The sequence below is a fragment of the Promicromonospora sp. NPDC050249 genome (genome assembly GCF_040656015.1).
GTDB lineage: Bacteria > Actinomycetota > Actinomycetes > Actinomycetales > Cellulomonadaceae > Promicromonospora.
Genome location: NZ_JBFAKY010000019.1, coordinates 23,759 through 45,674, shown reverse-complemented (window position 1 = coordinate 45,674; position 21,916 = coordinate 23,759). Strand labels below are relative to the sequence as shown.

At 72.0% G+C, this 21,916-nt stretch carries 20 protein-coding genes; 15 read left to right on the top strand and 5 right to left on the bottom strand.

The features are described 5' to 3' along the window. Nucleotides 1-121 precede the first annotated feature (121 nt). From AB0I32_RS16615 to AB0I32_RS16605, 3 genes are all read left to right on the top strand, one after another. On the top strand, nucleotides 122-1,315 hold the full coding sequence (locus tag AB0I32_RS16615; protein WP_357507875.1) for an AI-2E family transporter: 1,194 nt from the start codon (nucleotides 122-124) through the stop codon (nucleotides 1,313-1,315). 355 nt (nucleotides 1,316-1,670) lie between these two features. Next, nucleotides 1,671-3,356, top strand: a complete 1,686-nt coding sequence (locus AB0I32_RS16610; RefSeq protein ID WP_357507873.1) for a ribonuclease J — start codon at nucleotides 1,671-1,673, stop codon at nucleotides 3,354-3,356. A 115-nt stretch (nucleotides 3,357-3,471) separates the two neighbouring features. Then, the gene (locus tag AB0I32_RS16605; RefSeq protein ID WP_357507871.1) at nucleotides 3,472-4,200 is read left to right on the top strand and encodes an SDR family oxidoreductase; all 729 of its coding nucleotides are present in this window, start codon (nucleotides 3,472-3,474) and stop codon (nucleotides 4,198-4,200) included. An 11-nt stretch (nucleotides 4,201-4,211) separates the two neighbouring features. On the opposite strand, the gene AB0I32_RS16600 is transcribed toward AB0I32_RS16605, so the two are convergent. Further along, nucleotides 4,212-4,820 carry a class I SAM-dependent methyltransferase gene (locus AB0I32_RS16600; protein WP_357507869.1) on the bottom strand — a complete coding sequence of 203 codons (609 nt, stop codon included), beginning with the start codon at nucleotides 4,818-4,820 and terminating at the stop codon, nucleotides 4,212-4,214. An 87-nt stretch (nucleotides 4,821-4,907) separates the two neighbouring features. Continuing rightward, complete coding sequence (locus tag AB0I32_RS16595) at nucleotides 4,908-5,561, bottom strand: TetR/AcrR family transcriptional regulator (protein ID WP_357507867.1); 654 nt, start codon at nucleotides 5,559-5,561, stop codon at nucleotides 4,908-4,910. A gap of 54 nt (nucleotides 5,562-5,615) precedes the next feature. On the opposite strand from AB0I32_RS16595, the gene AB0I32_RS16590 reads away from it, so the two are divergent. Together AB0I32_RS16590 and AB0I32_RS16585 are read left to right on the top strand one after the other, a co-directional pair. Further along, complete coding sequence (locus AB0I32_RS16590) at nucleotides 5,616-6,638, top strand: aldehyde reductase (protein ID WP_357507865.1); 1,023 nt, start codon at nucleotides 5,616-5,618, stop codon at nucleotides 6,636-6,638. A gap of 239 nt (nucleotides 6,639-6,877) precedes the next feature. After that, the gene (locus AB0I32_RS16585) at nucleotides 6,878-7,441 is read left to right on the top strand and encodes a hypothetical protein (protein WP_357507863.1); all 564 of its coding nucleotides are present in this window, start codon (nucleotides 6,878-6,880) and stop codon (nucleotides 7,439-7,441) included. Nucleotides 7,442-7,521: 80 nt separating this feature from the next. On the opposite strand, the gene AB0I32_RS16580 is transcribed toward AB0I32_RS16585, so the two are convergent. Together AB0I32_RS16580 and AB0I32_RS16575 are read right to left on the bottom strand one after the other, a co-directional pair. After that, entirely contained in the window at nucleotides 7,522-9,126 is a 1,605-nt protein-coding gene (locus AB0I32_RS16580; protein ID WP_357507861.1) for an MFS transporter, read from the bottom strand. Beyond that, the gene (locus AB0I32_RS16575; RefSeq protein ID WP_357507859.1) at nucleotides 9,123-10,106 is read right to left on the bottom strand and encodes an NAD(P)/FAD-dependent oxidoreductase; all 984 of its coding nucleotides are present in this window, start codon (nucleotides 10,104-10,106) and stop codon (nucleotides 9,123-9,125) included. Before AB0I32_RS16575 ends, AB0I32_RS16580 begins: the two co-directional genes overlap by 4 nt. A 92-nt stretch (nucleotides 10,107-10,198) precedes the next feature. Between AB0I32_RS16575 and AB0I32_RS16570 the strand changes: the two genes are divergently transcribed. Next, nucleotides 10,199-10,792: an XRE family transcriptional regulator gene (locus AB0I32_RS16570; protein ID WP_357507858.1), complete on the top strand. Its 594-nt coding sequence runs from the start codon at nucleotides 10,199-10,201 to the stop codon at nucleotides 10,790-10,792. A gap of 306 nt (nucleotides 10,793-11,098) precedes the next feature. Then, nucleotides 11,099-12,391, top strand: a complete 1,293-nt coding sequence (locus AB0I32_RS16565) for an MFS transporter (protein ID WP_357507856.1) — start codon at nucleotides 11,099-11,101, stop codon at nucleotides 12,389-12,391. 4 nt (nucleotides 12,392-12,395) lie between these two features. On the opposite strand, the gene AB0I32_RS16560 is transcribed toward AB0I32_RS16565, so the two are convergent. Continuing rightward, on the bottom strand, nucleotides 12,396-13,445 hold the full coding sequence (locus tag AB0I32_RS16560) for a 2-oxoglutarate and iron-dependent oxygenase domain-containing protein (RefSeq protein ID WP_357507854.1): 1,050 nt from the start codon (nucleotides 13,443-13,445) through the stop codon (nucleotides 12,396-12,398). Between the two features lie 69 nt (nucleotides 13,446-13,514). Between AB0I32_RS16560 and AB0I32_RS16555 the strand changes: the two genes are divergently transcribed. From AB0I32_RS16555 to AB0I32_RS16520, 8 genes are all read left to right on the top strand, one after another. After that, nucleotides 13,515-14,117: an XRE family transcriptional regulator gene (locus AB0I32_RS16555; protein ID WP_357507852.1), complete on the top strand. Its 603-nt coding sequence runs from the start codon at nucleotides 13,515-13,517 to the stop codon at nucleotides 14,115-14,117. 209 nt (nucleotides 14,118-14,326) lie between these two features. Then, complete coding sequence (locus AB0I32_RS16550; RefSeq protein WP_357507850.1) at nucleotides 14,327-15,625, top strand: extracellular solute-binding protein; 1,299 nt, start codon at nucleotides 14,327-14,329, stop codon at nucleotides 15,623-15,625. A 7-nt stretch (nucleotides 15,626-15,632) separates the two neighbouring features. Then, nucleotides 15,633-16,589: a sugar ABC transporter permease gene (locus AB0I32_RS16545; protein ID WP_357507848.1), complete on the top strand. Its 957-nt coding sequence runs from the start codon at nucleotides 15,633-15,635 to the stop codon at nucleotides 16,587-16,589. After that, nucleotides 16,586-17,479, top strand: a complete 894-nt coding sequence (locus AB0I32_RS16540; protein ID WP_357507846.1) for a carbohydrate ABC transporter permease — start codon at nucleotides 16,586-16,588, stop codon at nucleotides 17,477-17,479. The genes AB0I32_RS16545 and AB0I32_RS16540 overlap by 4 nt, the downstream gene beginning before the upstream one ends. 13 nt (nucleotides 17,480-17,492) lie before the next feature. Then, nucleotides 17,493-18,635 carry an ROK family transcriptional regulator gene (locus tag AB0I32_RS16535; protein WP_357507844.1) on the top strand — a complete coding sequence of 381 codons (1,143 nt, stop codon included), beginning with the start codon at nucleotides 17,493-17,495 and terminating at the stop codon, nucleotides 18,633-18,635. A 70-nt stretch (nucleotides 18,636-18,705) separates the two neighbouring features. Beyond that, a complete protein-coding gene (locus AB0I32_RS16530; RefSeq protein WP_357507842.1) occupies nucleotides 18,706-20,220 on the top strand; it encodes a GMC oxidoreductase in 1,515 nt (504 codons plus the stop codon). 70 nt (nucleotides 20,221-20,290) lie between these two features. Beyond that, nucleotides 20,291-20,965, top strand: a complete 675-nt coding sequence (locus tag AB0I32_RS16525) for a nucleoside deaminase (RefSeq protein WP_357507840.1) — start codon at nucleotides 20,291-20,293, stop codon at nucleotides 20,963-20,965. Further along, nucleotides 20,962-21,915 (top strand): sugar phosphate isomerase/epimerase, encoded by a 954-nt coding sequence (locus AB0I32_RS16520; protein WP_357507838.1) that lies wholly within the window; start codon nucleotides 20,962-20,964, stop codon nucleotides 21,913-21,915. Before AB0I32_RS16525 ends, AB0I32_RS16520 begins: the two co-directional genes overlap by 4 nt. Nucleotide 21,916: the final 1 nt, after the last annotated feature.

Genomic DNA, 21,916 nt, shown 5'->3' with positions numbered 1-21,916 from the left:
AGGCATCGCTTCGCTCGCACCACGTCCGGCCTGTGGTCTAGCTGGTCACCAGCGGGGTCTGGCGCCGACACTCCGGCCGGAGAACGCCGGGCCGCGGGGGAGCGAGGGCTACGGTCTTGGCATGACGTCGCCCAGCTCGTCCGAGACCGGCGCTACCGGTCCTGACGTGCCAACCGGTCCCGACCAGCCCTCGCCGGGCCGGCCTCCGGCGGATCAGCCGGTCCCGCCGCCCGGCGCGCCCGACTCCCCGCGCCCGCCGCGCTGGCTGCCCCGGGCGCTGTTCCTGGCCGTGGTGACGGTGTTCGTCGCCATCTTCGCGTGGAACGCGATGGGGAAGCTGGAGGGGCTCTTCGTCAACGTGCTCATCGCGGTCTTCATCGCGCTGGCCCTCGAACCGGGAACGGTCTGGCTGGTGCGGCGGGGGTGGCGCCGCGGGCTGGCCGCCGCGGTCACGCTGCTCGGGTCGCTCCTCGTGGTGATCGTGCTGATGGCCCTGTTCGGCAACCTGTTCGTGCAGCAGCTCGTCGAGCTCGCGCAGTCGGTCCCCCGGCTCTACGAGGGCCTGCAGGGTTTTGTCGTCGAGCGCTTCGGCATCGAGATCCCCGAGTCCGAGAACCTGATCCGGCAGGCGTTCGACCGGTTCGGCGAGGACGTCGCGTCCGGGGCGCTGCTGGTGGGGACGACGGTGGTGGGCGGGCTGCTCGCCACCCTCACGATCCTGCTGGTCTCCTACTACCTGCTGGCGGCCGGGCCGCGCTTCCGTGCGGCTGTGTGCGGCTGGCTGACGCCGGCGCGGCAGCAGGAGATGCTGCACCTGTGGGAGGTCACCCAGGGCAAGGTGTCCGACTACATCGGTTCCCGCGTGGTGCTCGCGGCGGTCTCGACGGTGGTCACCTTCGTGTTCCTCGCGATCCTGCAGACGCCGTACGCGGTACCGCTGGCCGTCTTCGTCGGGGTGGTCTCCCAGTTCGTGCCGACCATCGGTGCCTACCTCGGTGGCGCGCTGCCCACCATGGTGGCGCTGACGGCGCAGGGCTGGCCCCAGGCGCTGGGTGTGCTCGCCTTCGTCATCGGCTACCAGCAGTTCGAGAACCTGTACCTGGCGCCGAAGGTGTCCGCCCGCGCGCTGGAGATGAACGCCGCCGTCAGCCTGCTGGTGGTGCTGGCGTTCGGCGCGGTCTTCGGGGTGCTCGGCGCGTTCCTCGCGCTGCCCGTCGCGGCGACGATCCAGGCCGTCGCGACCACCTACTTCCGGCGGCACGAGCTCGTCGAGTCGCACATGCTGCGGGACCCGGACGGGCTGGGCAAGGCGTGAGGGGCGCCGTCGGCGGATAGGATCGAGTCCGCGCACCTCCGCCTCTGCCAGGAGATCGTCGCCACCCCAGAGCCCGAAGGAACTTTTCTGCGTGTCACTCAGCCCTGCCGACCTACCCGGGTCCTGCCCCGGCGCCCGCCCTCGAGGCTGCCGACAGCACCCGTGTGTACGCCGTAGAGGGCGAGCCGCGATGAGCACCCGGTACGCGGCCAGGGGCCACTGAACACAGACCTCAGCAGTACCCACAGCGCCGCACCCGCGGCCTGACCCGGTGAGCCCCGACCCGTCCTGACGGTCGTCCCACGTCACGAGGATCCCGAGCACACCGGCAGCTAACCTGTTCCGGAGGAACACCATGCATACCGCACCACGAGACCTCAACCGCCCGCCCGTCGCACCGTCGCAGGGCCTGCGCATCACGCCGCTCGGCGGCATCGGCGAGATCGGCCGCAACATGACGGTCTTCGAGCACGCGGGCAAGCTGCTCGTCGTCGACTGCGGGGTCCTCTTCCCCGAGGACACCCAGCCCGGTATCGACGTCATCCTGCCCGACTTCACGAGCCTCGAGAGCCGCCTCGACGACATCGAGGCCATCGTGCTCACCCACGGGCACGAGGACCACATCGGCGGCGTGCCCTACCTGCTCAAGCAGCGGCCCGACATCCCCGTCGTCGGCTCGCAGCTCACGCTCGCGTTCCTGTCCGCCAAGCTGACCGAGCACAACATCAAGCCGGTGCTCGTCCACGTCGAAGCCGGCGGCCGGCACGCGGCGGGTCCGTTCGCGCTCGAGTTCATCGCCGTCAACCACTCGATCCCCGACGGCCTCGCCGTCGTGATCCGGACCGCCGCCGGCGTCGTCCTGCACACCGGTGACTTCCGGATGGACCAGTTCCCGCTCGACGGGCGCCTGACCGACCTGCGCGCCTTCGGCCGCCTGGGCGAGGAAGGGCTCGACCTGCTGCTGGTGGACTCCACCAACGCGGAGATCCCGGGCTTCACCATCTCCGAGACCGAGCTGACCCCCGCGATCGACCAGGTCTTCACGACGACGCCGGGGCGCGTCATCGTCTCCAGCTTCGCCAGCCACGTCCACCGCATCCAGCAGGTCCTGGACGCCTCGGACGCCCGCGGCCGCAAGGTCGCGTTCGTCGGCCGGTCCATGGTGCGCAACATGCGCATCGCGCGCGAGCTCGGCTACCTCACCGTCCCCCGCGGCCTGGTGATCGACTACGCCAAGACCCGTAACCTGCCGCCGAACAAGGTGACGCTCATCTGCACCGGCTCCCAGGGCGAGCCCATGGCGGCCCTGGCCCGGATGGCCAACGAGACGCACGAGGTCCGCATCAGCGACGGCGACACCGTCCTGCTCGCCAGCTCCCTGATCCCGGGCAACGAGAGCGCGATCTACGGCATCATCAACAAGCTCACCGACCTGGGCGCGAACGTGGTGCACAAGGGCAACGCCCGGGTCCACGTCTCCGGGCACGCCAGCGCCGGCGAGCTCGTCTACTGCTACAACATCCTGCGCCCGCGCAACGTCATGCCGGTCCACGGCGAGCCCAAGCACCTGCGTGCCAACGGCGCCCTGGCGGAGCGCACCGGCGTTCCCGCGGACAACGTCCTGATCGTCCGGGACGGCGTGGTCATCGACATGGTCGACGGGGTCGCGCGCATCGTCGGCCAGGTGGAGAACGACCTCGTCTACGTCGACGGCCAGACCGTCGGCCACGTCACCGAGGACACCCTCGCCGACCGGCGCAAGCTCAGCGCGGCAGGCGTCCTGACGGTCCTGGCGTTCCTCCGCTCGGGGACCGCGGAGCTCGCCGAACCCCTCGAGTACCTCCACCGCGGCTCCGTGCACGGGCAGGACAGCCTCGACAACGCCTCGCGCGCCGTCGAGAAGGCGCTCGCGGACGCCACGCGGAACAAGACCACCGCGGGCGACCAGCTCGAGGAGATCATCGCCACCACCGTCGCGCGGTCGCTCGCGCGCAGCTCGCGACGGGAACCGGTGGTCATCGCCGTCGTCCTCGACGCGTGACGGCGCGCCCCGGGCGGGGAACGACGTCGGCAGCCCGATGGGTTGCCTACGTCACGTCCGGGGCCGCGGGCCGCACTTGCCCCTGACGTCAACGTCAGGTTCTAGCGTTCCTGGCATGGACATCAACAACTCAGTCGCCCTCGTCACCGGAGCCAACCGAGGCCTCGGCCGCGCCTTCGCACAGCGTCTCCTCGAACGGGGGGCGCGCAAGGTCTACGCCACGGCCCGCCGCCCCGAGACCGTGGACCTGCCCGGCGTGGAGGTGCTGGCCCTCGACGTGACCGACCCCGACTCCGTGCGGGCGGCGGCCGCGGCGGCGTCCGACGTCTCGCTGCTCGTCAACAACGCGGGGATCTCGACGGGAACGGACCTCGTGACCGGCTCGATGGACGCGGTTCGGCTCGAGCTGGAGACCAACACGCTCGGTCCCCTCGGCCTGATCAGGGCGCTCGCGCCGACCCTCGCCGCGAACGGCGGAGGTGCGGTCGTGAACGTCCTCTCCGCGATGTCGTGGTTCGGGATCAACGGCGCCAACGCCTACCACCTGACCAAGGCGGCCGCGTGGGCCATGACCAACGGCGTGCGGCTGGAGCTCGCCGAGCAGGGCACGCTCGTGACCGCCGTCCACCTGGGCCTCGCGGACACCGACATGTCGGCCGGCTGGTCGGTGCCCAAGCTGGCGCCCTCGGACCTGGCTGACGCCGTGCTGGACGGCGTCGAGGCGGGCTCCGCCGAGGTGCTCGCCGACCAGTGGAGCCGGGACGTCAAGGCCCGGCTGCCGCTGACGCCGGAGGAGTTCAACGCCGCGATGGGGCGCGCCCTCTCCGGGCTGTCGGCGGCCTGAGCCGCTCCCGCCTAGCGCGACCGAACGGCGCGCAGGACGGTGTCGTGGACGTGGTGCGTGCCCTCGGGCGGGGCGGTGGTGCGCAGGCGGCTCTCGTCGACCTGGATCGTCCAGCCCTCGCCGAGGAGCTGCGCGATGTCGCCGGGTGTGTAGTAGTCGGCGGGGTCGAAGTCCGGGTGCCGGTATGTGGCCACGTCGGCCATGTCGTGGCTGCCGACGAGCAGGGTGCCCCCGGGCGCCACCACGTCCAGGAGGCGGCGGAGCGCTCCATGGTCCGGCCGGTTCGGGAGCGGGAAGTACTGGAGCGACACCAGGTCGAACGGGCCCGCGGGCGGTGGCGTGGTGGTGAGATCTGCTTGCTGCCACGTCACCTGCCCCCCGAGCCCCGCAGCGGCTGCGGCCGCCGCGCCGCGGTCCAGCGCGACCCGGGAGATGTCGACGGCGGTGACCTGCCAACCGTGCCCGGCGAGCCAGATGGCGTCGGCACCCTCGCCGCAGCCGACGTCGAGCGCTCGACCCGGCGGCAGGCCGGCGGCCTCGGTCACGAGCACCCCGTTGGGGTTCCCGCTGAAGAGCTGGTCCCGGCTGCTGTACCGCTCGTCCCAGTGCTGCGCGTCCATGTGTCCTCGTTCGCTCGGGCCTGATCGTGCCGGGCCCATCGTGCGACTTCAGGTCGACATGAAGTCAACTGCGCGGGCCGGGACGGCTCACGGGGCGGCAGTACACGGGTCGCCGACGTCGAACGAGCGGCCTATCTGGCCCAGCGCCCTGGCGAGCAGGTCGTCGGGGTCGGTGTCCCAGGCCTCGGCCTTGAGCGCGAGCAGACCGTCGAGCGTCAGCGACGCGAGGCCGTGGCCCAGGGCCCAGAGCGTGATGCCGACGGCCTGCGGGTCGGCGACGCCGAGCCGGTCGACCAGGTCCGTGAGGACCTTGAGCGCGGCGTCCCCGGCCTCCTGCACCGCCGGATGCTTCTCCGGCTGGGAGAGCTCTGGGCGGAACATCACCTGGAAGTGGCCCGGCTGCCGCCGGGCGAAGGCGACGTAGGCGGCGGCGACGCGTACGACGTCGTCGGTCCTCGACGTGCCCGGGGACGTGCCGACCGCACCGAGCAGGTCCTCGGTGAGCAGGTCGAAGCCCCTGGCTGCTATCGCCGACAGCAGAGCGGCCCGGTCGGCGAAGTGGTGGTAGGGCGCCCCCGGGCTGACGCCGGCCTCGCGGGCGACGCGCCGCAGGCTCACGGCGCCGATGCCCTCGGTCTCGATGAGCCGCACGGACGCCTCGACCAGCTCCTCGCGCAGCGAGCCGTGGTGATACGTCTCGCGCTTGCGCACGCCGTTGACCTCCGCACCGTTGACCTCCATCCCGACAATCTATACGGTGTTCATAATCTGAACACCGCTCAGACTGGAGACGTGATGTCGAGGATTCTTGTCACCGGCGCTACCGGGTTCATCGCCGGGCACGCGATCGAGGAGCTGATCAAGGGCGGTCACGAGGTCCGCGGGACGGTGCGCTCCCTGCGGGACCCGGCACGGGTCGCCCACCTGCACCAGATCGCCTACGCGCTGGGCGGAAGCCTCGAGCTGGTAGAGGCGGACCTGTCCGGGGACGAAGGGTGGGACGCGGCCGCCGCCGGTCAGGACTACGTCCTCCACATGGCGTCGCCCTTCCCGGCGACACCGCCGCGGGACGAGGCGGAGCTCGTGCGGCCCGCCGTCGACGGCACGCGGCGGGTCCTGGAGGCGAGCGTCCGGGCGGGTGTGCGGCGCGTCGTCATGACGTCGTCACTCGCCGCGATCACGGCGGGCAGGTCGGGCGACGACGAGCGGCGTCGGACCGAGCAGGACTGGAGCGACCTGGACCGGACCGCCCCGTACGCGAAGAGCAAGACCCTCGCCGAGCGTGCCGCATGGGACTTCGCGGCGCAGCATCCCGAGCTGGAGCTGGCGGTGATCAACCCGGGCCTCGTGCTCGGCCCCCTCCAGCATGCGGCGGCCGGCACGTCGGTGGCACTGGTCCGCCGCCTGCTGAACCGCGAGCTCCCGGCCGTCCCGGAGCTCGGGTTCGCGCCGGTGGACGTGCGCGACGTCGCGCGGGCGCACGTGCTGGCCGTCGAGACGCCCGGCGCGGCGGGGAACAGGTATATCTGCGCCGGTGAGAACGTGTGGTTCGGGGAGATCGCGCAGATCCTCGGCGAGGAGTTCGGGCCACAGGGGTATCGCGTGCCCCGCCGGCGGATGCCCTACTGGATGCTGTGGACGGCCGCCCGTTTCGACCGCGAGGTGCGGCTCGGCCTCGACTTCGTGGGCAGCGCCGAGCAGGTCAGCGCGGACAAGGCCCGGCGCGAGCTCGGCTGGAGCATGCGGCCGGTGCGGGAGACGGTGGTCGACACGGGTCGCAGCATCATCGATCTCGGGCTCGTGCGGGCGCGCTCCTAGTCGACGGCTCGATCGACCCTGGCCGACCGGGTGAATTTCGAGCTCATGAAGAACGCCACCGAGATCGGCCGGCTCCGCGTGCTGCCGGGCCGCGGTGTCGGCATGACCATGTGGAACGGACCTCGCAGGGGCCTCTGACGAGCACGGACGCACGGTCGGGGAGGCAGGCTCGGGCGCCCGTCGAAGATCAGTTGGGCCGAGCGGCCCCACAGGCCACTTTCAGCAGCGATACTTGATGAGTGACTATGACCAGCGAGAGCCCTGCGGTGGCAGGGGCAGAGATCCCGATAGAGCTTCTCTTTCGGGTTCCATATGGCAAGGTCCTGCACGGCAGGGACTGCCAGCACCTGTCGGAGGATCGTCTGGCCGCTCTTCAGCCCGCGACCGAGCTCGACAGGCAGAAGTTCAAGGTGTGCAAGACCTGCCTCGTCGCTCTCACCGGCACGAGCCGCGACGAGTTCGACTCCTTCGAGGCGGCGCTCGAGGCGCTGCCCATCCCGGCGGTGCACCGGCCGGTCATGCGCGAGATGGCCGAAGGCCTCGACAAGACCCGCATCTGGATCCCGTCGTCCCGCTCGTACGTCGCCGTCTCGCCCGGCCCCGGTCAGGAGGCGACCGCCTTCTTCAACAAGGGCTTCGTCGACCTCCAGCAGGCCGGCGGCGGCTACAAGCGCATCCTGATGGCCGGATTCTCGGGTACGCAGACCAACACCTTCGCGCACGCGCCCGACGCGGCCCCGGCGAGCTGCCCGGGCTGCTACATGCAGCTGCCCGCCACGGGCCGCTGCGACGCCTGCGACTGACGTCGCCGGTCCGGTCGTGAGAGAGCCGGTGGGCTCCCGCAGAACTCTGCGGGAGCCCACCGGCTCTCCTCTGCCCGGGGTCAGCTCGCGGACGCCCGGACCGGCTCCGGTTCGTCCGTCGGCGTGCCGGCAGGTGTGTCGGACGGCGACTGCGGCCCGCGGACCAGCACGTAGACGAACAGGGCGGCCATGACGACGACGCCCGCCCACATCGCGCTCTGCCAGCCCTCGACGAACGACTCCTGGGCGGCTCGGACCAGCCCCGGCGCCTGCGGGCCGGCGTCCGCCGCGGCGTCGAGCGCGTTGGCGACGCCCTGCCGAGCGGCGTCGGCGGCGCCGTCGGGAACGTCGTCGAGCCGCGCGTCGATGGCGCCGCGGTAGCCCGCCGACAGGAGCGCGCCGAGCAGCGCGATGCCGAGCGCGGTGCCGAGCTCGCGTGTGACGTCGTTGAGCGCGGACGCGACCCCCTGCCGCTCCCGTGGCAGTGCGCCGGTGATGGCCTCCGTGGAGGGTGTCATCGACAGGCCCATGCCGAGGCCCATCGTGAGCATGCCGGGCAGGATCGACGGGTAGCCGCCGTCGACCGAGACGACCGTCGCCATGAGCGCCAGCCCCGCGCCCGCCAGGAGGATCCCGGTCGCCATCGTGACCCGGGGGCCGACCCGCTGGGCCAGCCGCGGGGCGAGGCCGGAGGCGACCATCATGAGGACGGCCATCGGCATCATCGCGAGGGTGGACACCAGCGCCGACCAGCCGAGCACGGCCTGGAGGAACGGGAACAGCACCACGAAGATGCCCGCCTGCACGCCGAACACCACGAGGAGCGTGATCGAGCCGCCGGCCAGCGAGCGCTCGCCGAACAGCCGCACGTCAAGGAGCGCGGCGTCCCGGCGGCGCAGCTCCCAGGCCACGAAGGCCACCGCGGCGGCGACCCCGACGACCAGTCCGAGCAGGGTGAGCGGGGCGGTCCAGCCGCGTTCGGGCCCTTCCTGCAGGACGAAGATCAGGCCCACCATGGCGACGACCGATGTCAGGGCGCCGACCGTGTCGAAGGGGTGTCCGGACGTCTCGCGCGAGTTGGGCACGGATCGCAGCGCCATGAGCAGCGCGACGCCGACGAGCACGACGGGCAGGGCGAACAGCCACCGCCACGTCACGAGATCGACCAGGGCAGCCGAGAGGAACATGCCGATGATGCCGCCACCGCCCGCGACGCCGGTCCACACGCCGATCGCCTGACCTCGCTCCGCCGGGGGAAAGGTCGAGGTGATGACGGCGAGCGTGATGGGCATGATCATCGCCGCGCCCACCCCACCGGCCAGACGAGCGGCCAGCATGACCTCGGCCGATGGCGCCAGGGCGGCCACCACGTTCGCCGCGCCGAACACGGCCAGGCCGGCGACGAGCATGGGCTTGCGTCCGAACCGGTCACCGATCGCCCCGAGCGGCAGCAGGAGGGCTGCCAGGCCGAGCGTGTAGATGTTGATGATCCACAGGACGGTGCTCTGCGAGACGTCGAAGGTGATCGCGAGGTCGGGCTGCGCGACGTTCAGCCCGGACACGGACGCGATGACGGCCATCAGCGCGACGCAGACGGCGATCAGGATGGTGCGCCGCTGGCGGGCGTCGGGACCGGTGGGCTCGAGCGCGCTCGTGCCGGACGTGCTCGTGTCCGGCCCGCTCATGCCAGGGCCGCCGTCGTGTCAGCGGTGACCAGGTCGGCGTTGATGTGGGCGCCGGCCAGGGCCCCTGCTGCGGCGGACGCCCCGACCTGCGCGGACGCGTCGGCGGTGTTGCCTGCCACCCACACGCCGGGCACCTCGGTGGTCCCGGCCATGCCGGTCACGACGTGGCGGCCCATCCCGTTCGGCAGGTCCTGCAGCGGCAGCCCGAGGTCCTCCAGGCCCTCGACGCGCGGCAGCATGGTGGTGGCGACGGCTAGCACGCGCCGTGCCACGAGCTGTCCGTCGTCCAGCCGGACGCCGGCGATGCTGCCGTCGTCCGCCGCTGTCACCTGGGCGACGGGGGTGTCGACGACACGGATGTCGCGGGCCGCGAAGCGGGCCCGCGCGTCGTCGTCGAGGGTGGTGCCGCGCGTGAAGTAGACGAGGTCCTCGGTGAGCTGACGGAACAGCAGCGCCTGGTGCACCGACATCGGGCTCGTCGCCAGCACGCCGATCGGCTCGTCGCGCACCTCCCAGCCGTGGCAGTACGGGCAGTGCACCACGCCGCGACCCCACTGCTGGGCCAGCCCGGGCACGTCGGGCAGCACGTCGCGCAGGCCGGTGGCGACCAGGAGGCGGCGGGCGTGCAGCGTGGCGCCGTCGGCCAGGCTGACGGTGAAGCGCAGGTCGCCACTGGCGGACGGGCCGGCCGCGGCGGCCTTGATCACCTCGCCGGACAGTACGGTGCCGCCGTAGCCACGGACCTCGGCCCGGCCGCGTTCCAGCAGCTCGGCCGGGGGAGTGCCGTCCAGGCCGAGCAGGCCGTGCACCCCCTCGGCGGGCGCGTTGCGCGGGGTGCCGCTGTCGATCACGACCACCGAGCGGCGGGACCGGGCGAGCATCAGCGCGCCGTTCAGCCCGGCCGCGCCGCCGCCGATCACCACGGCGTCGACTGTCTCGTCCGGCAGCTCTCGGGTGGGCGTGGAGCTGGTTGCAGGCATGTCTCTCTTCCCTTTCGTGGCGCGGCCCGGGTGGCGGGCCGGACACGAACGACGCTAGCTCCCTCTTGCGGAGAGAGCATAGGATCTTGCTCATGACGCAAGAAGATGGCGAGCTGGACAGCCTGGTGCGCAAACGCATCCGCGCCCTGCGCGTGGCGCAGGGCTGGTCCCTGGAGGATCTGGCCACTCGCGCCCGGGTCAGCCAGTCGACGCTCAGCCGCATCGAGAACGGCCAGCGACGCCTGGCCCTGGACCAGCTCGTCACGCTGGCGCGGGCGCTCGACACGTCGCTGGACCAGCTCGTGGAGACGGCGACGGAGGACGTCGTCATCAACCCGACGGTCGACGGCTCGCACGGCGGGATGCGGTGGTCGATCAAGGCCGAGCCCGGGATGAGCGTCGTCAGGCAGCGTATGACGAGCCCCGCGCCGGACAACCCCGCCCGCATGCGCGCCCACCCCGGCCGCGAGTGGCTCGTCGTCATCTCCGGCACCGCGACACTGCTGCTCGGCAACCGGCGCATCCGCATCGAGACCAACCAGGCGGCGGAGTTCCCGACGATGCTCCCGCACGCCATCGGTGCGGAGGGCGGACCGTGCGAGATCATCGGCATCTTCGACCGCGACGCGCGGCGGGGTCACCAGCGCGGGCAGGAAGCCGGAAAGTCGGGGCGGACGGCGTCGTGACCTCCGGTCAGGCGGGAGCTGCCGCCCGCGTTGAGGCGTCGAGGATGCCGGCGCGCGAGCTGCCGGGGTGACCCTACGAATTCGGGGTGTGTTGCCCTGAGTAGACAATGTCTACTCTCAGTGACCGAGCTCGAATTCGTACTGTCACCCTGGGCTCCCGCTCCCGCGCCTCGATGAACTGATGAGCCGGCCCCGCCGTCCCTCGCACCCGACCCCATCACCGCCGTCGGCGGTGCGGGTGTCGCGCACACCACAGCGTCCGATATCCGCTAGTCGCCCCGCCACGGCACGGGCGAGAATCAGCCGGTGACGTCCTCTCCACGCTCCGGCGCCCTCGAATTCTGGTCGGAGCTGCCCAACGACGGCCGCTGGCTCCTGTCCACGGTGATCGTGCAGTTCTTCGGCCGCGGCCTGACGCTGCCCTTCACGATCATCTACCTGCACGAGGTGCGCGGCTTCTCGCTCGGCCTGTCCGGCACGCTCATGGGCCTGATCGCGGTGGTCGGCCTGCTCGTCACCGGTCCGGCCGGAGCCCTCGTCGACCGGTACGGCGCCCGACGGGTGATGCTCACGGGTCTGTTCTTCGCCGTCGCCGGATACGCGGTGCTCGCGTTCGCGACGGTCCCGGCGGTCGCAGCGCTCGGGCTGGCGCTCTTCGGGGTGCAGCTCGGTGTCGGGTGGCCGTCGGTCAACGCGCTCGTCGCCACGGTCGTCGACGGCGACCTGCGCCAGCGGTACTACGGCGTGAACTTCGCGCTGCTCAACCTCGGCGTCGGTGTGGGCGGCGTCGTGGGTGGGCTCGTGGTCGACGTCGAGCGGCCCGAGACCTTCGTGATGGCGTTCCTGGTGAATGCCGCGACGTTCGTCGTCCCCGTCGTCGTGCTCATGGGGCCGCTGCGGCACCTGCACGGCAGGGTCGACCGGCCGGCGGACGACGGCGAGGGTGGCAGCAAGGCGGCGGAGGGCTACCTCAGCATCCTGCGCCGGCCCGAGGTGCTCTGGCTGTCCGGGCTGGGGCTGCTCGCGGCGTTCGTGGGATACGGCCAGATGGAGGGCGGGTTCCCCGCGTTCGCGCGCCTGGTGGCGGAGGTCTCGACCCGCACGATCGGCTTCGCGTTCGTCGTGAACACGGTGGTGATCGTCGCGCTCCAGTTCTGGGTGATGAACCGGGTCGGCGGACGGCGCCGCACCCGCGTGCTCGCGGTGATGGCCGTGGTATGGGCGACGGCGTGGCTGCTGCTCGGCGTCGCCGGCCTCGTGCCGGGCGGTACGGCCGCCGTCGTCATCGTCCTGGTCTTCCACGGTTTCTTCGGGCTGGGGGAGACCCTCATGCAGTCCGTGCTGCCCTCGCTGACGAACGACATGGCGCCCGCCCACCTGCGCGGCAGGTACAACGCGATCAGCTCCGGAGCCTTCCAGGCCGGAACGATCGCCGGCCCCGTGGTCGCGGGACTGCTGCTGGAGCGCGGGTGGGCCGGCGGCTTCATCGGGGTGGTGGTGGCGGGATGCCTCGGGATCATCGCGATGGCGGTCGCCGTGGGGCGGCGGGTGACGCCGGAGGTCGACGGCGTGGCGCGCACGTCGGCGCCGTCGGCCTGAGGGGTCAGGAGCGGCTCGTGAGCACTCGCTCGGCCTCGCGTTCCGTGCCGGATGTGTTGTTCACGAGGCCGCGTGAGCCGTTGAGCTTCGCCTCGATGTGCTCGCCGACCGTGATCGGCCCGTAGAGCTCGGTCTCGCCCTCGGCGACGCACCCCGGCAGGGCGGTGATCACGGCGTCGACGTTGCCGTCGAAGAAGAACGCGGCGGAGCGGCGCCGCTTGATGCGGCCGTCGATCACCGGCGGCTTCACGCGGTGCAGCGTCGACCTCCAGCGCTCGTTCGTCCACCGCGCGGTCAGGTCGCCGAGGTTCACGAGCAGGGCGCCGGGCAGTGGGGAGACGTCGTTCCAGCCGCCGTCGGCGCCGAGCACCTGGAGGCCCTTCACGTCGTCGGCCCACAGCAGTGTGACGATGCCGAAGTCCGTGTGCTCGCCCATGCCGATGAGGTCGCCGTCGAGCTCGACCCGCTCGCCCTCGGGGAGGGCGTAGTTGTTCATGCGCAGGACGTCGAGCGAGTGGTCGGTGTACGCGTCGAAGTACCCGGCGGGCAGGCCGAGCGCGTCGGCGAAGACCCGCATCATGACCCGGGCGACGGCCCTGGCATGCGACATCCACAGCTCGACGTCGCCCCGGAAGGTGTCGCTCTCGGCGGGCCAGATGTTCTCCGGATACATGCCGGGGTCGACGTCGGCGTGGGGGTACTCGGCGGCGGACGCGCCGAGGTTGAAGGCCTCGAAGAAGTCGTTCATGCGCTCGGCCTTCTCCACTCCCAGGCTGAGGCTGAGCCGCTCGGACCTGGGCGGGCTGTACCCGCGGTTCACGCCGGCGGGCGCGCGGTACTGCTTCTTCACGTCGAGCGGCAGCTCGAAGAACCGGTCACTCGCCCGGCCGAGCCGCGCCCAGGCCTCCAGCGGGATGCCGTGCCCGAGGATCTGCATGAACCCGACCGTGCGGGCCGCCTCGTCGACCTGGCGGGCGACCTCGCTCCGGTCCGCTTCGGTGCCGCCGGCGACGTAGGGGGCGATGTCGATCGCCGGGACGTGGAATGCTGACATGCTGGTCTCCCTGAGTGATAGGTATTGGTTATCAGCATGGATCAGGATCGAGGAGTCGTGGTTAAGGCCGTGTTAAAGAATCCGGACGCCACTGACGACGTCCGCGCCGCGGTCGGGCAGGCGATCCGGCGGGCGCGCGAGGCCGCGGGGCTCTCGATGCGTGCCCTCGCGCGCGCGAGCGAGATGAGCCAGCCGTTCCTGAGCCAGGTCGAGAAGGGCGAGACGAGCCCGTCGCTGTCGAGCCTCTACCGGCTCGCTCACGCGCTCGGGCTGCCGCCGAGCCAGCTCATGCCGCCGGTGAGCGCGCCGCGCGGCGTGTCGGTGCTGCGCCAGGGCGAGGGGCGCGAGCTGCAGGTCTCCGACGCGCCAGGGGCGGCGAGCGGGCGGCTCCTGTCCGGGGGCGCCGGCCACCTGCTGGAGGTGGTCGAGTACCGCGTCGAGCCCGACGCCGACCTCGGTGGCTGGTTCGAGTCCGACGGCGAGATGACCGTCTACGTGATCGACGGCGAGGTAGAGGTAACCCTGGAGCACGAGGGCTCCTGGCGGCTGGGGGCCGGCGACGCGATCAGCCACCCGGCCGACATCCGGCACCGCTGGGCAGTGGTCGGAGACGCGGCGGCGAGGATCCTGCTCTCGGTCGCGCACGCGCACCCGGCGGTCGCGCGCACGTAGGCCCGGCGGCACGGCGCAGGCGGAGGCTCCCTGCCGGCGATTGTGCTGTTTTCGCCGAAATTATTCGTCACTCTCGCGTCATGCCGGCGAAACGGGCCGCCCCTACCTTGAAAAACAGGCCCGCACCGAGTGGGTCCTAAATCGCTACTAGTCAGCACAATGTGTCTGCTTGCGTCGGCCCCCACCGACTCTCGCGATAGGAGCCCCCCGTGCCACACTCTCGCCGCCCCTCGGTCCGGCTCGTTGCCGCCGCCGCCCTCGTCCCCGTCCTCGCGCTCGCCGGCTGCGGCCGCAGCGCCGACCCCGCATCGTCCGCCCCGTCGGCCCGCGTCGACGACGAACCCGCCACCGGCACCGTGGAGCTGTGGGCTCCCGACGGCGACGCGACCGCGCTCGACGACGTCCTCGCCTCCTTCAAGGAGGAGAACCCGGACCTCGACCTGCGGATCACGCTGGTCCCGGCGGACGAGTACACGACAAAGCTGCAGGCTGCGGTCGCCGGAGGTGCGGGCCCCGACGTCGCGCAGCTCTACACCGAGTCACAGGCCCAGTTCATCGCGGGCGGCGCCTTCGCGCCCGTGCCCGAGGGCCTGGTGGACAGCGGCTCGTTCTTCCCCGGCGCGTGGGAGTCCGGCGTCGTCGACGGGGTCGCCTACTCCGTCCCGTGGTACGCCTACACGTACGCGCTGGTCTACCGCACCGACTTCGCCGAGGCCGCGGGCGTGGAGGCGCCGGCCGCCTGGGACGACGTGATCCCGTTCTTCGAGGCCCTGCAGGACGGCGGCGCCGAGCAGGGCCTGGGCGCGGACGTGGGCTGGGACGTCTACAACGGCCAGGACGTCACGCAGTACCTGTGGCAGGCCGGGGGCGCGCCGATGTCGGACGACGGCACCGAGTGGACCCTCGACACCCCGCAGATGGTCGATGCCCTGACGTACAACCAGTCCTTCTTCACCTCCGGGATCGCCGACCCCGACGCGCCCGGCTTCCTCGACTCCCAGCCGTACTTCGTCGAGGGCAGGACCGGCGCCATGATGACCGGCCCCTGGGTGATCGGGCAGCTCGACGACGTCGCCGGCGAGCAGGGCTGGACCCAGGAGCACGTCGCGACCGCGCCACTGCCCGGCGGAGCCGGCGGCAGCGTCGGCGCGATCGCGGGTGGCAGCTGGGGCGTGCCGACCGACAGCGACAACCCGGACGCGGCCTGGAAGCTGCTGCGCCACCTCGCCGAGCCCGAGACGCAGGTCGCCCAGTACGAGGCGCTGACCTCCCTCCCCGCGGTCCGGTCCGCCTGGGACGACCCCGCGATCGCGGACCAGCCGCTCCTCGACGCCTTCTTCGACCAGCTCGAGAACGCCCGGACCTACCCGCAGGTGGAGCCCTGGGCGCAGATCGCGACGCAGCTCGGGGTCGAGATGGAGGCGGTGGCCAAGGAGCAGCAGACGCCGGAGCAGGCCGCCGCGGCCATCCAGTCCTTCGCCGAGAGCCTGGGCACCGGGACGGAGTGAGGCGCTCATGACCGCGACCATCACCTCGGGTGCACCGCCGGCCCTGCGGCCCGCGCCACGTCAGCGCCGCCCGCTACGTCCGCGCGGATCCGGCGCGCAGCGCCGCACCGCCGTCGCCTGGCTGTTCCTGACGCCGTTCTTCGTGGTGTTCGTCGTCTACACGGCGATCCCGACCATCGCGGCACTCGGCTTCAGCCTCACGGACCTGCGCGGCACCGACCTGCGCGACCCGTTCGCGGTCGACTTCGTGGCCTTAAGGAACTACGCCTGGCTCTTCGCCGACGACCGGTTCGTCCGGGACCTCGGGAACACGGCGATCTTCGTGCTGGTGGGGGCCCCGCTCACCATGCTGGTCGGGTTCGCCCTCGCCCTCGCGCTCAACGCGGGAGCACGCCGGACGCGCGGCGTGTTCCGGACCATCTTCTTCGCCCCCGTGGTGACCAACGTCGTGGCCGTCGCACTGATCTGGCAGTACGCGTTCAACACGAACGGCACCGTCAACGAGGTGGCCGCGAACCTGGGGTTCGCGGGGCCGAACTGGCTCGGCGACCCGGACCTGGCGATGCCAGTGGTGATCCTGCTCGGCGTGTGGCGCAACTTCGGCACCGCCATGGTGCTGTTCCTGGCGGGGCTGCAGGGGGTGCCGGAGGACGTGCACGAAGCGGCCGCCCTGGACGGCGCGGGGTGGTGGCGCCGCCTGTGGCACATCACCGTGCCCCTGCTCCTGCCCACGATCCTGCTCGTCTCCGTGCTGCTCACCGTCTTCTACCTGCAGGTGTTCGACGAGCCCTACCTGCTGACCGACGGCGGCCCGCTGGGCTCCACCGAGTCCGTCGCGCTGTACACGTACCACCAGTTCGGCTTCGGCCAGCTCGGGCTCTCCTCCGCCGCGTCCTTCGTCATCCTCGTCCTGGTGGCCGTGGTGAGCATCGTCCAGTTCAGACTGCTGAGGCCCCGTACATGACCACTCCGTACATGACCACTCCGCGCATGACCACTCCGCACATGGCCGTGGCCGCGCCGACCGAGGCCACACGCCCCGGACCGAAGGTTCTGCTGCAGGTGGCCCTCTCCGCCGCCGCGGCGCTCACCCTGCTGCCCTTCCTGTGGGTGGCGAGCGGCTCGCTGCGCAGCCTGGACGACATCCGCGCCGACCCCGGCGCGTGGCTGCCGAGCGAGGTGACCTTCGACAACTTCGTGCGGCTGTTCGCGACGCAGGGATTCAGCACGTTCCTCGGGAACAGCGTCGTGGTCGCCGCCATCGTCGTCGCGGGCAACCTCGTGGCGGCGTCGGCGGCGGGGTACGCGCTGGCCAAGTTCGACTTCGCCGGCAAGCGGCTCGCCTTCGGCGCCGTGATGGCGGCGCTCATGGTGCCGTACACCGCGACGTTCGTCCCGCAGTTCGTCGTCACCATGAACATCGGCCTCGTCGACACCCTCGCCGGGATCGCGCTGCCGAGCCTCGCGCTGCCGATCTCGATCTTCATCATGCGGCAGTACGCGTCAGCGATACCGGACGAGCTGCTCGAGGCCGCTCGCATCGACGGCGCCGGCGAGCTCCGGGTCTTCTTCGGCATCTTCCTGCCGCTGGCCGGGCCCGCCCTCGCTACTGTCACGATCATGTCGTTCCTCGCCTCCTGGAACAATTTCATCTGGCCGCTCGTCGTGGCCCAGAGCACCTCCACCTACACCCTGCCGGTCGGGCTGGCCGCTACCAGCCAGGCCGCGCAGAACATCACCGACTACGGGCTCATGCTCGCCGGCGCCGTCGTGGTGATGCTCCCCGTGCTCGTGCTGTTCCTCTTCCTGCAGCGCCACTTCGTGCAGGGCGTCGCCGCCACGGGGCTGAAGTGACGAGGTGGCTGCGATGACGTCGGGGCTGGACCAGAGCGGCATCCGCCGGGTCAACACAGCGGCGGCGCTGCGGGCGCTCGCGGTCTCCGCCGAGGCGCTGACGATGACGGCGCTCGCCGAGCGGACCGGTCTGTCACGGCGCACGATCGAGCTGATCCTCGTCGCGCTCGTGGACGCGGGCTGGGTCGCCGAGCTCGACCGGGTGCCGCTCTCGGGCGGGGCAGGCAGGCCGCCGCGGCGGTTCGAGCTCCGCGCCCAGCACGCCCTGCTCGCCGCGGTCCGGGTGAACACGCTCGAGGGCGCCGCGGTGGTGTCCGACGTGCGCGGGAACATCCTCGGCCGCGCCCGTCGCGCCCTGCGGGAGTACCACGACCCGCGGTCCACGCTCGACGACGCCGCCGACCTCGTGCGGGAGGCGCTGGTCGACGCCGGCGGGACGGTCGACCGCCTGCGCGCGGGCGCCGTCGCGAGCGGTGGGGCCATCGACGCCGACGGCGTCGTCCGGCGGCTGGTGTTCACCGAGCACTGGGCGGGCGTCGACCTGCCCGCCGAGCTGGGCAGCCGCATCGGCATCCCCTGGTTCGCGGACAACGACGCCAACCTCGGCGCCCTCGCCGAGCGGTGGCGGGGCGTGGCGCGGGACCACGACGACGTCGTCTGGGCGCAGCTGGGCAGCCGCGCGGGCCTGGGCATCCTCATCCGGGGCGCGGTGCACCGCGGTTTCGAGGGTGCGGCGGGCGAGATCGTCGAGGCGGCGTCGATGCGGGCAGGCACACTCGACGACCATCCCATCGCGTGGCTGACGTCCCCTGTCCCGAGCGAGCGGACGTTCGCGCGCGGCCGGGTGGAGGCCGCGCGGGCGGGGGATCCGGCGGCCCTGGCCGAGGTCGACGAGTTCGTCGAGCACACCGTGTCGATCCTCACCACGCTGTCCTGGACCATCGCGCCGTCGCTCATCGTGCTCAGCGGCGGGATGGAGGACGCGGCGGACGTGCTCCTGCCGCGCGTCCGGGAGCGGATGCGGGCGGCGCGCAACCCGGACATCGAGCTGCGGGCCACCTCGCTCGGCCCGGACGGCCCGCTCATCGGGGCGCTCAAGTTCGCCCTGGACCGCATGGACACCCAGCTCTTCGGCCCGGTCGTGCACGACGCGTGACGGCCTGCCGCACGGACGCCTGACACCTGCACCTACCTCGAATCACGTACCTCGAATGAGGAGTACCGCTGTGACCTCTTCTCGTAGCGCCGACGTCCTGGTCGTCGGCGGCGGCATCATGGGCTCAACGGTCGCCCGGCTGGTCCGGGAGGCCGACCCGGCCGTCCGCATCCTCATGGTCGACGCGGGCACGGCGATCGGGGCCACCCCGGGCCTGCACCTCCACGACGTGCCGGAGCCCGAGCTCTGGGAGCGCTACAACGAGCGCGTCGCGAGCGGCATCCAGGGCATGTACACGGGGGCCGACGTCGACCGGGAGCCCGTCGGCGACGTCGGGCTGCTGAGGCCCGGGATGTTCCACGCGCTCGCGTTCGGCGAGGACGCCGAGGCGATGCCGGGCGCTGCGATCGCGTGGAACGCGGGCGGGATGGGCGTGCACTGGACGGCGGCCACCCCGTGGCCCGCGGGCGAGGAGGTGTTCGACGGCGGCGACCCGGACGGTTGGTCGGACGACCTGGAGACCGCGCGCCGGGTGCTCGGCGTGCATCCGGCGCCGATCGGGCCCACCAAGGCGGGGCAGGTCGTGCTCGACGTGCTCGGGGAGCACCTGGCCGGCGTCGGGCCGGCCGACCGCGCGCCGCAGCCGATGCCCATGGCGGTCGCCCCGGTCGCGGAGGGCCTGAACGCCCGCACGGGGCCGTCGGTGATCTTCCCGCCGATCGCGTCCGGCGGCGACGACGGCTTCGAGCTGCTCACGGGCGCGCTCGTGATCAACCTGCTGGTCGACGGCGACCGGGTGCGGGGCGCGCGCGTCCGGCGGATGGCCGACGGGGCGGAGCAGGAGCTGCTCGCCGACACCGTGGTGGTGTGCGCGGACGCGCTGCGCACGCCGCAGCTGCTCTTCGCCTCGGGGATCAGGCCGTGGGCGCTCGGGCGCTACCTGAACGAGCACGCGTTCGTCACCGGGCGGGTCCTCATGGACCTTGACCGGTTCGGGCTCGACCTCGCCACGCTGCCGCTGCCGCGGGTGGGGGAGTTCTGCACCGACTCGCTCTGGATCCCGCAGAACGGCCCGGACCAGCCGTTCCACGGGCAGATCATGAACACGACCTACGTCGACGCCGTTGGGCGGCCCCTCGCGCACTCGGTCGGCCTGTCGTTCTACTCCCCGGTGGAGTCGCGGCCCGCGAACCGCCTCGTGTTCTCCGAGACCGAGACGGATGCGGCGGGCCTGCCGCGGATCGGCGTCGAGTTCGCCTACTCCGCGACCGACCTCGAGCTCATCGACCGCGCGCTTGCCCGGGTGCAGGAGATCGCGGAGCTGTTCGGGCCGTTCGACCCCGAGACGGAGCGGGCGCTCCTGGCGGCCGGGTCGTCGTTGCACCTCACCGGCACCGTCCGGATCGGGGAGCACGACGACGGCACGAGCGTCGCGGACGCCACCGGACGGGTCTGGGGCTTCGAGAACCTCTACGTCGCCGGCACCGGTGCCGTGCCGACCCCCGTGGTCGCGAACGCCACCCTCACCGGTGCGGTGACCGCCGTCCGCACCGCCCGGGCGGTCGCGCGGCGCTCCGCGAAGTAGAGCGCCTGTCCGGACAGACGCTCTACTTCGCCAACTGACTACTCGCTGGACTGACGAGAGGAAGCCGAACATGCTCGCAGAGCACATCGCTACCGAGTACCGCATCGCCCTGCCATCGTGGGTGAGCGACGAGCTGGCCGACGTGCCGGACGTCGTCCCGGACCAGGGCGACCGGATGCGGCTCGTGCACCGCCTCGCCGACCGCAACTGGCGGGAGGGGAACGGAGGCCCGTTCGCCGCTCTCGTCGCGGAGAGCGAGACCGGTCGCATCGTCGCGGTGGGCGTGAACGTCGTGCTCGCCAGCGGGGTGTCCAGCGGTCACGCGGAGGTCGTCGCGCTGGGGCTCGCGCAGAGCCGGTCAGGAGCGTGGGACCTCGGCGGCGCCGGGCTGCCCGCGTACGAGCTCGTCGTCAACTGGCGGCCGTGCATCCAGTGCTACGGGGCGGCCATGTGGTCCGGGGTGCGGACCCTCGTCGTCGCGGGCGAAGGGCCGGAGCTCGAGGAGATCACGACCTTCGACGAGGGTCCGCTCGGCAGCGACTGGGCGGAGCAGTTCGAGCGCCGCGGCATCCGCGTGGTGCGGGACGTGCTCCGCGAGGAGGCGCTCGGCGTCTTCCGCGCCTACCGCGAGGGCGTGGACTCGGGTGGGTCCACGGTCTACAACGCGCGCCAGGGCACGACGGTGAGCACGACGGCGGGCACGACTCCCGGCACGACTCCCGGCACGACGGAGGTGACGGCATGAAGCTGCGTGCCGACCGGGTAGCCCTGAACCCGATCCAGTGGGTCAACCTGAAGGCCGACCCGTCGGACCCGGACAGCGAGGACCTCTGGCTCTTCGCCGACCCCGCCTTCCGGGCCGACTATCCCGGCGTCCTCGCCCAGGTGCGGGACGCCGGCTTCACCGCGGTGATGATGGAGGTGCTCGACACCCAGACCCTGCAGTCGTACGAGCGGATGGTGCAGGAAGCGGGCCTCGTCCTGGCGCCCGGCTACGCGAGCATCGCCCTGCCGGAGGAGCACGGCGCGCTGCCGGCTCCGGGCAGCGCCGAGGAGGTGCGCTGGTACGACGGCATCCGCCGCAAGGCCGAGGAGTCCAACTACTTCGGGCTGGACACCGTCTTCCTCGCGCCCGCGATGAGCTGGGCGCCCGGGACCCGGCGCACCCTGGAGCGGACGGCCGTCGGGGCGGACTTCGACGCCGCTCGTCTGGACCGGGTCGTCGACGTGCTCGGGACCGCGGCGGAGGTCCTCGCCGCGGAAGGCGTGCGCGCCGGACTGCACAACCATGTGGGCACGTGGATCGAGACCGAGGAGGAGATCGAGCACGCTCTCGCCGCGATACCCGCGTCCCTGCTGGGTGCTTCCTTCGACATCGGTCACCTGGCATGGGCGGGGATCGACCCCGTGCGGATGCTGGAGCGGCACGCCGACCGGCTCGTCGACATCCACGTGAAGGATCTCGACCTCACGGTGGCCGCGGCCAGCCGCGCGGAACCGGCCCCCTACGGCACGGTCGTCGACCGCGGCCTCTTCCGCGAGCCGGGACTCGGCGACATGGACCTCGACGCGGTGCTCGCGGCGCTCCCGGACCGGTGGGACGGCTGGGTGATGATCGAGGTGGACCGGGCCTCGATGGACCCGAGGGCCAGCGCGGACGTGAGCCGGGCCTGGGTCGAGGCCCGGCTCACGTGAG

Bases quoted from the DNA above. Each gene is read 5' to 3' on its own strand.
- AB0I32_RS16590 (WP_357507865.1), top strand. From the start codon at position 5,616: ATGTCGAGGATTCTTGTCACCGGCGCTACCGGGTTCATCGCCGGGCAC.
- AB0I32_RS16610 (WP_357507873.1), top strand. From the start codon at position 1,671: ATGCATACCGCACCACGAGACCTCAACCGCCCGCCCGTCGCACCGTCG.
- AB0I32_RS16540 (WP_357507846.1), top strand. From the start codon at position 16,586: ATGACCACTCCGTACATGACCACTCCGCGCATGACCACTCCGCACATG.
- AB0I32_RS16570 (WP_357507858.1), top strand. From the start codon at position 10,199: ATGACGCAAGAAGATGGCGAGCTGGACAGCCTGGTGCGCAAACGCATC.
- AB0I32_RS16575 (WP_357507859.1), bottom strand. From the start codon at position 10,106: ATGCCTGCAACCAGCTCCACGCCCACCCGAGAGCTGCCGGACGAGACA.
- AB0I32_RS16525 (WP_357507840.1), top strand. From the start codon at position 20,291: ATGCTCGCAGAGCACATCGCTACCGAGTACCGCATCGCCCTGCCATCG.
- AB0I32_RS16545 (WP_357507848.1), top strand. From the start codon at position 15,633: ATGACCGCGACCATCACCTCGGGTGCACCGCCGGCCCTGCGGCCCGCG.
- AB0I32_RS16615 (WP_357507875.1), top strand. From the start codon at position 122: ATGACGTCGCCCAGCTCGTCCGAGACCGGCGCTACCGGTCCTGACGTG.
- AB0I32_RS16520 (WP_357507838.1), top strand. From the start codon at position 20,962: ATGAAGCTGCGTGCCGACCGGGTAGCCCTGAACCCGATCCAGTGGGTC.
- AB0I32_RS16605 (WP_357507871.1), top strand. From the start codon at position 3,472: ATGGACATCAACAACTCAGTCGCCCTCGTCACCGGAGCCAACCGAGGC.
- AB0I32_RS16600 (WP_357507869.1), bottom strand. From the start codon at position 4,820: ATGGACGCGCAGCACTGGGACGAGCGGTACAGCAGCCGGGACCAGCTC.
- AB0I32_RS16560 (WP_357507854.1), bottom strand. From the start codon at position 13,445: ATGTCAGCATTCCACGTCCCGGCGATCGACATCGCCCCCTACGTCGCC.
- AB0I32_RS16535 (WP_357507844.1), top strand. From the start codon at position 17,493: ATGACGTCGGGGCTGGACCAGAGCGGCATCCGCCGGGTCAACACAGCG.
- AB0I32_RS16580 (WP_357507861.1), bottom strand. From the start codon at position 9,126: ATGAGCGGGCCGGACACGAGCACGTCCGGCACGAGCGCGCTCGAGCCC.
- AB0I32_RS16595 (WP_357507867.1), bottom strand. From the start codon at position 5,561: ATGGAGGTCAACGGTGCGGAGGTCAACGGCGTGCGCAAGCGCGAGACG.